The 10972-nt window shown below is 61.4% G+C and carries 11 protein-coding genes and 1 pseudogene; 7 read left to right on the top strand and 5 right to left on the bottom strand.

Annotated features, from left to right (window positions below; all coding sequences use genetic code 11):
* Positions 1 to 164: pseudogene (locus JWR98_RS27295) on the top strand (glyceraldehyde-3-phosphate dehydrogenase); the annotation flags it as partial.
* A gap of 174 nt (positions 165 to 338) precedes the next feature.
* Here JWR98_RS27295 and JWR98_RS27290 read toward each other — a convergent pair.
* Entirely contained in the window at positions 339 to 872 is a 534-nt protein-coding gene (locus JWR98_RS27290; RefSeq protein ID WP_205491703.1) for a chalcone isomerase family protein, read from the bottom strand.
* Between the two features lie 214 nt (positions 873 to 1086).
* On the opposite strand from JWR98_RS27290, the gene sthA reads away from it, so the two are divergent.
* Positions 1087 to 2481, top strand: coding sequence for a Si-specific NAD(P)(+) transhydrogenase (gene sthA / locus JWR98_RS27285; protein WP_003172584.1), 1395 nt, complete (start codon positions 1087 to 1089; stop codon positions 2479 to 2481).
* A gap of 42 nt (positions 2482 to 2523) precedes the next feature.
* Here sthA and JWR98_RS27280 read toward each other — a convergent pair whose 3' ends face one another.
* Entirely contained in the window at positions 2524 to 3246 is a 723-nt protein-coding gene (locus JWR98_RS27280) for a glycerophosphodiester phosphodiesterase (RefSeq protein ID WP_003172585.1), read from the bottom strand.
* 44 nt (positions 3247 to 3290) lie between these two features.
* Entirely contained in the window at positions 3291 to 3875 is a 585-nt protein-coding gene (locus JWR98_RS27275) for a PilZ domain-containing protein (RefSeq protein ID WP_205491701.1), read from the bottom strand.
* Positions 3876 to 3969: 94 nt separating this feature from the next.
* Here JWR98_RS27275 and JWR98_RS27270 point away from each other — a divergent pair, with 94 nt between their 5' ends.
* From JWR98_RS27270 to JWR98_RS27260, 3 genes are read left to right on the top strand one after another with little or no spacing between them, the layout of a single operon-like run.
* Entirely contained in the window at positions 3970 to 5220 is a 1251-nt protein-coding gene (locus tag JWR98_RS27270; RefSeq protein WP_078732045.1) for a lipoprotein-releasing ABC transporter permease subunit, read from the top strand.
* Positions 5221 to 5227: 7 nt separating this feature from the next.
* The gene (gene lolD, locus JWR98_RS27265) at positions 5228 to 5911 is read left to right on the top strand and encodes a lipoprotein-releasing ABC transporter ATP-binding protein LolD (protein WP_024074097.1); all 684 of its coding nucleotides are present in this window, start codon (positions 5228 to 5230) and stop codon (positions 5909 to 5911) included.
* A gap of 58 nt (positions 5912 to 5969) precedes the next feature.
* Positions 5970 to 7214 (top strand): lipoprotein-releasing ABC transporter permease subunit, encoded by a 1245-nt coding sequence (locus JWR98_RS27260; RefSeq protein ID WP_003172589.1) that lies wholly within the window; start codon positions 5970 to 5972, stop codon positions 7212 to 7214.
* 105 nt (positions 7215 to 7319) lie between these two features.
* Here JWR98_RS27260 and JWR98_RS27255 read toward each other — a convergent pair whose 3' ends face one another.
* Positions 7320 to 8675, bottom strand: a complete 1356-nt coding sequence (locus JWR98_RS27255; protein ID WP_078732046.1) for a heavy metal sensor histidine kinase — start codon at positions 8673 to 8675, stop codon at positions 7320 to 7322.
* On the bottom strand, positions 8672 to 9352 hold the full coding sequence (locus tag JWR98_RS27250; protein ID WP_205491699.1) for a heavy metal response regulator transcription factor: 681 nt from the start codon (positions 9350 to 9352) through the stop codon (positions 8672 to 8674). The genes JWR98_RS27255 and JWR98_RS27250 overlap by 4 nt, the downstream gene beginning before the upstream one ends.
* A gap of 156 nt (positions 9353 to 9508) precedes the next feature.
* Here JWR98_RS27250 and copI point away from each other — a divergent pair, with 156 nt between their 5' ends.
* Positions 9509 to 10045, top strand: a complete 537-nt coding sequence (copI, locus tag JWR98_RS27245) for a copper-resistant cuproprotein CopI (RefSeq protein ID WP_078732048.1) — start codon at positions 9509 to 9511, stop codon at positions 10043 to 10045.
* A gap of 66 nt (positions 10046 to 10111) precedes the next feature.
* Positions 10112 to 10942 (top strand): NADPH-dependent 7-cyano-7-deazaguanine reductase QueF, encoded by an 831-nt coding sequence (queF, locus tag JWR98_RS27240; protein ID WP_205491697.1) that lies wholly within the window; start codon positions 10112 to 10114, stop codon positions 10940 to 10942.
* Positions 10943 to 10972 lie beyond the last annotated feature (30 nt).

Genomic DNA, 10972 nt, shown 5'->3' with positions numbered 1-10972 from the left:
CGGCTCGCGCCACGGCCGGTGTGGTGGACGCGGAAGCGACCATTACCCAGGACAACCGTGTTGTGCTGTACGTGTGGTACGACAACGAGTTCGGCTACAGCTGCCAGGTGGTTCGTGTGATGGAAGACATGGCTGGGGTTAACCCGCCTGCGTTTCCGCGCTAAGCCTGAGTGCTGAATGAAAAAGCCCCGACTGGTTCGGGGCTTTTTTATGGCTGGGGGTCTTGTGGTGTCTGGGAGGGCCTCATCGGGGGCAAGCCCCCTCCCACATTTGAATGTGTTCGCAAATCAAACTGTGGGAGGGGGCTTGCCCCCGATGGCGGTGCTACAGCCGACACATCAATCCAGCAACTTGTCGCGCAACTCATCAGACAACCCTTCAGGTGCCAGCCAGATACCCAGGTAAGCCCTCGCCAGCGCATCATCGCTACTGCTGAACACCACCTGGCCATTAATCTCGAGGTTCAAACCCCGGCCCGGGCGGAAATCCAGGGCATAGCGATCACCGCTACGAATATCCCGAAAGCGCGCGTGCAGCCTGGCTATCTCCGGATTCAAGCCGGCATTGGCTTGCTGGCGTTCCAGGGTGGCGCTGGCCGCCTTGATCACATCCGCGCGATCGATGTTGCGAAAGTAATACAGCACCAGGCGCAACGCTTTCTGTTGGTCCCAGGCTTGCCTTGCGGTCAGATCAGCCTGCGCGTACAGCGCCGCCGCATACACATCCGCCCAGAGATAGTTGAGCACCGCCTGGTTTTTCAGCGCCAGCCCTTCGACCTGCGCGGGGAAGCCAGCCTGCTTGAGTCGGTCCGCATCACTGGCTTGCGCCGTGATCGAGATCAACAGCATCAAACCGATAACGAGTTGTCGCATAATGGCTCATCCTGAAATAGGCGCTGATTTGCGTCATGTAGTATGGCAATACTGGCCTACGACGCGACCAAGGGTTAATGTGCGCGGCGTTGAGCCTTATATAGACTGTGCCCCGGTTCACACACTTGAGCCAAATTGTCCTTCATGCCCGCTGGCCGCGGCATGATTTAGCCCGGCGTCCAACCGTACGCCTGGCCTGTTCTGAGGAGTACGCATGGCTGTCTACAACTACGACGTGGTGGTACTGGGTTCCGGCCCGGCTGGAGAAGGCGCGGCGATGAACGCCGCCAAAGCTGGGCGCAAGGTCGCGATGGTCGATAGCCGTCGCCAGGTCGGCGGTAACTGCACCCACCTGGGTACCATCCCGTCCAAGGCCTTGCGTCACTCGGTCCGCCAGATCATGCAGTTCAACACCAACCCGATGTTCCGGGCCATTGGTGAGCCGCGCTGGTTCTCGTTTCCGGACGTATTGAAAAGCGCCGAAAAAGTCATCGCCAAGCAAGTCGCTTCGCGTACCGGCTACTACGCCCGTAACCGAGTCGACCTGTTCTTCGGCACCGGCAGCTTCGCCGACGAGCAAACCATTGAAGTGGTGTGTTCCAACGGCGTGGTCGAGAAGCTGGTGGCCAAGCACATCATCATCGCCACCGGTTCGCGCCCGTATCGTCCGGCGGACATCGATTTCCACCACCCGCGTATCTACGATAGCGACACCATCCTGAGCCTGGGCCACACCCCGCGCAAATTGATCATCTACGGCGCCGGCGTGATCGGCTGTGAATACGCCTCGATCTTCAGCGGCCTGGGTGTCCTGGTGGAGCTGGTGGACAACCGCGATCAATTGCTGAGCTTCCTCGACTCGGAAATCTCCCAGGCGTTGAGCTATCACTTCAGCAACAACAACATCACCGTGCGCCACAACGAAGAGTACGAGCGCGTCGAAGGCCTGGACAACGGGGTGATCCTGCACCTTAAGTCCGGCAAGAAGATCAAGGCCGACGCCTTGCTGTGGTGCAATGGCCGTACCGGCAACACCGACAAGCTGGGCATGGAAAACATCGGGGTCAAGGTCAACAGCCGTGGCCAGATCGAGGTGGACGAGAACTACCGCACCTGCGTACCGAACATCTACGGTGCCGGTGACGTGATCGGCTGGCCGAGCCTGGCCAGTGCGGCGCATGACCAGGGCCGTTCGGCGGCCGGCAGCATTGTCGACAATGGCAGCTGGCGCTATGTGAATGACGTGCCGACCGGGATCTACACGATTCCCGAGATCAGCTCGATCGGTAAGAACGAACACGAGCTGACCAAGGCCAAGGTGCCTTATGAAGTGGGCAAGGCATTCTTCAAGAGCATGGCGCGTGCGCAGATCGCCGGCGAGCCGCAAGGCATGCTGAAGATCCTGTTCCACCGCGAGACCCTGGAAGTGCTCGGCGTGCATTGCTTCGGCTACCAGGCGTCGGAGATCGTGCACATCGGCCAGGCCATCATGAACCAGCCTGGCGAGCAAAATACCCTCAAGTATTTTGTGAACACCACGTTCAACTACCCGACCATGGCCGAAGCCTATCGGGTAGCCGCGTACGACGGCCTCAACCGGCTTTTTTGAGCGGCTCCGGTCGGTGGCCTGAGCCGGCCGGGGAGACCGATTTCAGTAATTCCCAAGGGTGGCAGTGGCCAAACCGGGAAAGTCTGTAATCAGGCTATCTACGCCGAAGTCGGCGAGCCTGCGCATCAGCGCAGGTTCGTTGACTGTCCACACGGACACGTGCAACCCCTGGCGCTGGGCTTTTTCCAGACGCTCGGGGGTGCATAACGTCCAGTTCAATGCCAGGTATTCACAGCCGTAGTTCTGCGCGACCTTCAGCGGGTCAAGCCAGGCATATTCGGCCACCAGGCCGCGTGACAGGTCGGGTGTGAGTTCAACCGCCGCCTTCAGCACTTCCCGAGAGCTCGAGGTCACTGTGACCTTGTCCATCAGGCCGAACCGTACCGCCATCTCGCGAATCGCCAGCACAGTGGTCGCGGCGCGCGTGCGCGAGGCGCTTTTGACTTCCAGTTGCCAGTGATCGAAGTCGCACTTTTCGAACAACTCCTCCAGGCGCGGGATCGGGCAGGGGCTCACCCAGCCTGGGCCGCCTTTACGCGCGTCCATCTTCACCAGGTCCGCCGCTGAATACTCGACGACCTTGCCACGCCTGTCTGCGGTGCGTTTGAGGGTGGGGTCATGGATGACCATCAGTTCGCCGTCCATGGACAGGTGCAAGTCCAGTTCGCAACGGCGTACGCCGTGCTTGAGGCATTCCTGAAAGCTGGTCAGGGTGTTCTCCGGTGCTTCGCCTTTGGCACCGCGATGGCCGTAAATCAGGGTCACAGTTGCTCCTTAATGCCAGCTCTTCTGGCCAGGTCAATACGAAATCAGGTGTCTTGGGTGTCGCTCTTTTCCCGCGCCAGCCGGCGTTCCTGCGCTTGTTTCTGCAGGATGTAACGCGCCAGCAGTTGCCGTTGGGCATCGGTCATGGCTTCGAATTCGGTGCCTATGTCAAAAACGCTGCCCTTTGGATCGCAATGGGTCACTCGCGCGCGCAGCAGCAGGCCGAGCGCCTGGGGCATCAGCACCAGCTTGACCGCCAGGTGGGCGCCGGTGGCCAGGGGAGTGGGGTTTTGGAAGTCGATACCGCCTTCGGAAAGGACCACCGGCTGCGGGGCGCCGACTTCGTCCAGCAGGCCGCGGGCCATGATCTGGCTGAGCAAATCCAGGCGCTTGTTCTGCACTTTGAGGAAGGCCGCCAGGCTGCGATCTTTCTCGCTGATCTGGCGCAGCAGGTGCTGGGCTTCGAATTCGCTCAGGTGCAGTTCGCTGAGCAGATTGAACAGTGGCGAATCATCCAGCAACACTTCTTTGCTCGCCGCCTCGGGGGCAGACAGGCTTTTGATTTGGAGTGCGATCATGTCGTCGATACGGTAGTATTCGCGGCGCTCTTCTTCATCTAATGTCGACATGGCGAACCCCAGGTAACGGTAATGGTCTGAGTGTAAAGCTGCTTACCAGACCCCGCCACCGGGACGTCTTCTTTTCCTCCGAACAAGCCCCGACATGTTCAGACCTCTCTTCGTATTTATTGGCACGCGTTATACCCGTGCAAAGCGTCGCAATCATTTTGTGTCGTTCATTTCCTTGACCTCGATGATCGGTCTCGCCCTGGGCGTGGTCGTGATGATCGTGGTGCTGTCGGTGATGAACGGCTTCGATCATGAGATGCGCACCCGCGTGCTGGGCATGGTGCCCCACGCGACCATCGAGGGCGATGCGCCCATCAGCGACTGGCAAAGCCTGGCCGCCAAGGTCAAGCAGAACCCCAAAGTGCTGGCCGTCGCGCCGTTCACTCAGATGCAGGGGCTGCTGACCCACGACGGCAAGGTGCAGAAGATCCTGCTGAATGCCATCGACCCGGCCCAGGAGCGCAACGTCTCGATCATCGACAAGTTCATGCTGCAGGGCAAACTCGATGACCTGGCGCCCGGCAGCTTTGGCATCGTCATCGGCGACAAGGCGGCGGCCAAGCTCGGCGTGGGCCTGGGCGACAAGCTGACCTTCGTCGCCCCGGAGGTCACCGTGACCCCGGCCGGCATGTTCCCGCGCATGAAGCGGTTTACCGTGGTCGGCACCTTCCACGTCGGCGCCGGCGAGATCGACGGCTACCTCGGCCTGACCAACCTCACCGACCTGGCGCGCCTGCACCGCTGGCAGCCGGACCAGGTGCAGGGCCTGCGCCTGAAGTTCTCCGACCTGTTCGACGCCCCGCGCGGCGCCTGGGAAATCGCCCAGCACCTGGGCGAAAGCCAGTATTACGCCCGCGACTGGACCCGCACCCACGGCAACCTGTACCAGGCCATCCGCATGGAAAAAGCCATGATCGGCCTGCTGTTGCTGCTGATCGTCGCCGTTGCCGCCTTCAACATCATCTCCACGCTGGTCATGGTGGTGAACGACAAGAAGGGCGACATCGCCATCCTGCGTACCCTCGGCGCCACGCCGGGGCAGATCATGGCGATTTTCATGGTGCAGGGCACCGTGATCGGCGTGGTCGGTACCCTGATCGGTACGGCGGTTGGTATTCTGGCCGCGCTGAACGTCAGCGCCGCCATTGCCTTGCTTGAAAAAGTGATCGGCCACAAGTTTCTCAACGCCGACGTCTACTTCATCGATTACTTGCCGTCCCAGGTTCAGGCCCAGGACGTGTTGATGGTGGGCGGCGCCGCGTTGCTCCTGAGTTTCCTTGCCACCCTGTATCCAGCCTGGCGCGCGGCACGTACCCAGCCAGCACAGGCCTTACGTTATGAGTGAATCGGGCATGAGTGAAAAAGCAATCCTGAGCTGCCGCAACCTGGGCAAATCCTACGAGGAAGGCCCGGAGTCGGTGGTGGTGCTGTCCAATCTGCAGTTGGAGCTGCATCCGGGCGAGCGCGTGGCGATCGTCGGCAGTTCCGGGTCGGGCAAAAGTACCTTGTTGAACCTGCTGGGTGGCCTCGATACGCCGTCCCAGGGCAGCGTGTGGTTGGCCGGTGAAGAACTGTCCGCCCTGAATGAAAAGGCCCGTGGCCAGTTGCGCAACCGGTCGCTGGGTTTTGTGTACCAGTTCCACCACCTGCTGCCGGAATTCACCGCCCTGGAAAACGTGTGCATGCCGCTGCTGATCGGCAAGACCGCGATCCCGGAGGCCCGCCAACGCGCCAAGGCCCTGCTGGAGCGCGTGGGCCTGGGCCATCGCCTGGAGCACAAACCGGCTGAATTGTCCGGCGGCGAGCGCCAGCGTGTGGCGATTGCCCGAGCGCTGGTGAACAACCCAGGGCTGGTGATGCTCGACGAGCCGACCGGCAACCTCGACTCCCACACCGCCCAGGGCATCAAGGATTTGATGCTGGAACTGAGCACCCAGATGCGCACTGCGTTCCTGGTGGTGACCCATGACATGAGCATGGCCCGGCAGATGGACCGTGTGCTGCACCTGCAGGAAGGTCATCTGGTCGCCATCTGACCCGTTTCAAGCCCGGCGTCCGACGCCGGGTTTTCCATTTTTTCAACGGTGCCCGCGAATGTTCAGACCGTTATCGATTTTCATCGGCACGCGCTATACCCGCGCCAAGCGCCGCAACCGTTTTGTCTCGTTTATTTCGATGACCTCGATGATCGGCCTCGCCCTGGGCGTGCTGGCGATGATCGTGGTGCTGTCGGTGATGAACGGCTTTCAGCGCGAAATGAGCTCGCGCATCCTCGGCATGGTGCCCCACGCCACCATCGTCGGCGTGAATCCGATCGATGACTGGCAGCCGGTGGCCGCCGCCGCGATGAAAAATCCGCAAGTGACCGCTGCAGTGCCGTTCACCCAAATGGACGGCATGTTCTCCTACAAGGGTGCGATGCAGCCGATCGAGATCAGCGGCGTCGACCCGGCTCAGGAAGGCAAGGTGTCGATCGTTGCCCAGCATATCGTGCGGGGCAAGCTGGAGGATTTGAAACCCGGTGAGTTCGGCGTGGTGATCGGCGACATCACTGCCCGGCGTTTTCGCCTGAATGTGGGCGACAAAGTGACCCTGATCGTGCCGGAGATCAGCAGCGCACCGGGCGGCATCACCCCGCGCATGCAGCGGTTGAACGTGGTCGGGATCTTCAAGGTCGGCGCCGAGCTGGATGGCTCCATGGCGTTGATCCACATGGCTGACGCCGCAGAAATCCAGCATTGGCAGCCCAACCAGGTGCAGAGCGTGCGCCTGGCGGTCAAAGACCTGTACGCAGCGCCCAGCGTCTCGGCGGATATCGCCGGCAGCCTCGGCGCCGGCTATAAACCCGATGACTGGACCCACACCCAGGGCAGCCTGTTCAGCGCGATGAAAATGGAAAAGACCATGATCGGCCTGTTGCTGCTGATGATCGTCGCCGTGGCCGCGTTCAACATCATCGCCACCCTGATCATGGTGGTGAACGACAAGGGCGCGGACATCGCGATTTTGCGCACCATCGGCGCCACGCCACGGCAGATCATGGCGATCTTCATGGTGCAGGGTACCGTGATCGGCATCGTCGGCACCTTGATCGGTGGCGTGCTGGGGGTGATTGCGGCGTTGAACGTGAGTGAGCTGGTGGGCTGGGTCGAGCGAGTGACCGGGCAGCATATCTTCAGTTCGGATGTGTACTTTGTCAGCAACCTGCCCTCGGAGCTGCAAGGCGGGGATGTGCTGCTGATTTGCACGGCCGGGTTTGTGTTGAGCTTTTTGGCGACGTTGTATCCGGCGTATCGGGCGGCGAAGATCGAGCCGGCGCATGCCTTGAGGTATTCGTAAGACTTTAGACCGCTATCGGGTGCAAGCCCCCTCCCACAGTTTGACCGCGTTCACAGATCAAAGTGTGGAGGGGGCTTGCCCCCGATAGGGCCGGTACAGCTTGCCTCAATCGCCAGCCGGCAACTCAATCACAAATCGCGTCACTCCCGCCCCAGACTCACAAAAAATCCTCCCCCCGTGCGCCCGCACAATCGACTGGGTGATCGCCAGTCCCAGCCCTGCATGCTCGCTGCTGCCTTCATGCCGCGCAGGGTCGGCCCGGTAGAACCGATCAAACAACCGGGGTAACAACTCCGTCGGGATGCCGTCTCCGGTGTTCTCCACCGTTAGCGTCACGCCCTTCATGCTTTGCATCATGCGCACACGCACTTCGCCACCGGCGGGAGTAAACCTGAGCGCGTTATCCAGCAAGTTCGACAAGGCCCGACGCAGCATGCCGCGATCCCCGGCCGTGTGGGCGCTACCTTCGCGTATCAGCGAAACCTGTGCGTCTTCAGCCAGCAATGCAAAAAACTCCAGCAGCGCCTCTGCTTCATCAGCCAGCGCCAGGGGTTCACGCTTGGGCATCAACAAGCCGTGGTCGGCCTTGGCCAGGTAGAGCATGTCATTGACCAGCTGTGCCATCCATTGCAGCTCTTCCAGGTTGCTGTGCAGCGCCTCGCGGTAATCCTCCAGTGGGCGCGGCTGGGTGAGGATGACCTGGGTGTGAGTCAGCAGGTTCGACAGCGGGGTGCGCAGTTCATGGGCGATATCGGCGGAAAAGGCTGAAAGGCGCTGGAACGCATCGTCCAGTCGGCCGAGCATGGCGTTGAAGGCCTGGGCCAGTTCCGCCAGTTCCGCCGGCATCTGCTGCTGGGGCAGGCGCTGGGTGAGGGAATGAGCGGACACGCCGGCGGCCACCTCACCCATGCGCCGCAACGGGCGTAACCCGCTGCGCGCGGCCCAGGCGCCCAACAGCGCGGTGGCCAGGGCGGACAGCCCGACGGTGAGCCAGATCAAATGCTGCATGCGTTGCAGAAAGTGCTGGTGGTGGGTGATGTCGAGCATCAGGCTCAGTTGCGGCGAGCCGGCTTGGCCTGCCATCAGCGGTGCGTTGTACACGCGGTAATCGGTGCCGGCCGTTTGCAGGCTATACAGGCCGGGCGCCGTCGGCAGGTTGACGCTCGGCGCATCGTCCAGCCAGCGTCGGCCGTCCGCGCTGATGCGTAGCCTGAGGTCGGGCTGGCGCGTGAGGTCGGCGCGCAATTGCGCTTCACGTTGAACGAAGGTTTCCAGCGAGTCGACACCTTGCAAGGTGCTGCGCAGCGCCATGAGTTTGCTGTCGAGCTGTTGCTGGTCCAGCTCGATAAAATGCGCCTCACTGGCGTGGTTGAACAGCACGCCGGCGATCAGCGAGACCACGGCGGTGCAGGCGGCAAACAGCAGCGCCAGGCGGCTGGCGAGGGACAGGCGCTTGATCAAGACAGGCGCTCCTCAAGCACGTACCCCATGCCGCGCACGGTGTGGATCAGTTTGTTGGGGAAGTGGTCGTCGACTTTCAGGCGCAGGCGGCGGATCGCCACTTCGATGATATTGGTGTCGCTGTCGAAATTCATGTCCCACACTTGGGAGGCGATCAAGGTCTTGGGCAGTACTTCGCCCTGGCGGCGCAGCAGCAGTTCCAGCAACGCGAACTCCTTGGCCGTGAGGTCGATGCGCTGGCCGTCGCGCTCGACACGGCGGCGGATCAAGTCCAGGCGCAGGTCGGCCAGTTGCAGGGCGGTTTCCTGGGGCGTGCTGCTGCCACGGCGCAACAGGCTGCGCACGCGGGCGAGCAACTCGGAAAAGGCGAAGGGTTTGACCAGGTAGTCGTCAGCGCCCAACTCCAGGCCGTGCACACGGTCTTCCACCGCATCGCGGGCGGTAAGGAACAGCACCGGAATATCCAGGCCGGCGCTGCGCACCGCCTGCAGGATTTGCCAGCCATCGCGGCCGGGCAGCATCACATCAAGGATCAGCAGGTCGTAATCACCGGTCAGCGCCAGGTGTTGGCCGCTGGTGCCGTCGGCGACCAATTCGGTGGTAAAGCCAGCCTCGGCCAGGCCCTGGCGCAGGTAGTGGCCGGTTTTCGGTTGGTCTTCGACGATCAGCAGTTTCATGGGCAGCTCTTGGCAACGGGTGGCGACGGGCTTTATACCGCGGGTGCCAGGCCAAGGGCGCAACCTGACAAAGTTGTAATCTAGCAGTCAGTTGGCTGGCAGCGACGTCATCTTAGAGTGCTGCACAAGCGGGTTACTTATATGGGGAGAATTTCGATGGCATTGCGTACACCTCTGTTGTTGGCCGGTTGCTTGTTGGTGTTGAGTGTCGATGCGATGGCCGACGCGGCACATACCTATGCGTTCGGCCAGCCGGCAACGGCGGACAAGGCCACGCGCACGGTGGAAGTCACGCTGCAGGATATTGCCTTTTCGCCCAAGTCGCTGGAGGTGAAGGCCGGTGAAACCGTTCGCTTTGTATTGGTCAACAAGGGCCAGCTACTGCACGAATTCAACCTCGGTGACGCGGCGATGCACGCCGAACACCAGAAGGAAATGTTACAGATGCAGGCCAGCGGCATGCTCACCTCCACGGGGATGGGCAAGATGGATCACAGCGCCATGAGTCATGGTGATATGGGCCATGGTGATATGGGCGGCATGAAACACGATGACCCTAACAGTGTACTGGTCGAGCCTGGTAAAACCGCCGAACTGACCTGGACCTTCACCAAGGCCACGGGCCTGGAGTTCGCCTGCAACCTGCCCGGGCACTACCAGGCGGGTATGGTCGGCAAGCTGACCGTCGAGTGAGGTGCCGCTTAAGAGCGCAGGCAAAGGCTGGTAGACTGGCGCGGTTTATTTAGCCAGGTTTCCGCCATGCATCCCGCAGCCGAACATTCGCCGCTGGGCAAGTCCAGTGAATACATCAGCACCTACACGCCTTCGTTGCTGTTCCCGATTCCGCGCGCCGCCAAGTGGGCCGAGCTTGGCCTGAGCGCCGAGACCCTGCCTTACAAAGGCGTGGATTTCTGGAACTGTTTCGAATTGTCCTGGCTGCTGCCGTCGGGCAAGCCGGTGGTCGCGATCGGTGAGTTCAGCATCCCGGCCGACTCGCCGAATATCATCGAGTCCAAGTCGTTCAAGCTGTACCTCAACTCGCTGAACCAGACCGTGTTTGCCAATATCGAAGGGTTGGAGGCGACCTTGCGCACGGACCTCAGTGCCGCAGCCGGCAAGCCGGTGAATGTGCGCATCCGCAGCCTGGCCGAGATCGAGGCCGAAGGCGTGATGGCATTGCCGGGTGTGTGTATCGACGACCTGGATATCAACGTCAGCAGCTACGAGCACCCGCGCCCGGAGCTGCTGCGCTGCGATGACTCGCGTGTGGTGGAGGAGAGCGTACACAGCCATCTGCTCAAGTCCAACTGCCCGGTGACCAGCCAGCCCGACTGGGGCAGCGTGGTGGTGGAGTACCGTGGTTCGGCGTTGGATCACGCCAGCCTGCTGGAATACCTGGTGAGCTTTCGCCAGCATTCGGATTTTCATGAGCAGTGTGTGGAGCGCATCTTCCTGGACTTGCAGCGTCTGCTGAAGCCGGAACAATTGACGGTGTATGCGCGCTATGTGCGCCGGGGTGGGTTGGATATCAACCCGTATCGCAGCACTGAAGATGTGACGTTCCAGAACGTGCGTCTGGCGCGCCAATAAGCCTTCACACACAACCAAAATGTGGGAGGG

Source organism: Pseudomonas lactucae, assembly GCF_016937615.1.
Lineage (GTDB): Bacteria > Pseudomonadota > Gammaproteobacteria > Pseudomonadales > Pseudomonadaceae > Aquipseudomonas > Aquipseudomonas lactucae.
This window is presented reverse-complemented; position numbering and strand designations above follow the sequence as displayed.

Excerpts from the sequence above, each read along its gene's own strand:
- JWR98_RS27290 (WP_205491703.1), bottom strand. The coding sequence starts at position 872 with ATGCGACAACTCGTTATCGGTTTGATGCTGTTGATCTCGATCACGGCG.
- sthA (WP_003172584.1), top strand. The coding sequence starts at position 1,087 with ATGGCTGTCTACAACTACGACGTGGTGGTACTGGGTTCCGGCCCGGCT.
- JWR98_RS27275 (WP_205491701.1), bottom strand. The coding sequence starts at position 3,875 with ATGTCGACATTAGATGAAGAAGAGCGCCGCGAATACTACCGTATCGAC.
- JWR98_RS27270 (WP_078732045.1), top strand. The coding sequence starts at position 3,970 with ATGTTCAGACCTCTCTTCGTATTTATTGGCACGCGTTATACCCGTGCA.
- lolD (WP_024074097.1), top strand. The coding sequence starts at position 5,228 with ATGAGTGAAAAAGCAATCCTGAGCTGCCGCAACCTGGGCAAATCCTAC.
- JWR98_RS27260 (WP_003172589.1), top strand. The coding sequence starts at position 5,970 with ATGTTCAGACCGTTATCGATTTTCATCGGCACGCGCTATACCCGCGCC.
- JWR98_RS27250 (WP_205491699.1), bottom strand. The coding sequence starts at position 9,352 with ATGAAACTGCTGATCGTCGAAGACCAACCGAAAACCGGCCACTACCTG.
- copI (WP_078732048.1), top strand. The coding sequence starts at position 9,509 with ATGGCATTGCGTACACCTCTGTTGTTGGCCGGTTGCTTGTTGGTGTTG.
- queF (WP_205491697.1), top strand. The coding sequence starts at position 10,112 with ATGCATCCCGCAGCCGAACATTCGCCGCTGGGCAAGTCCAGTGAATAC.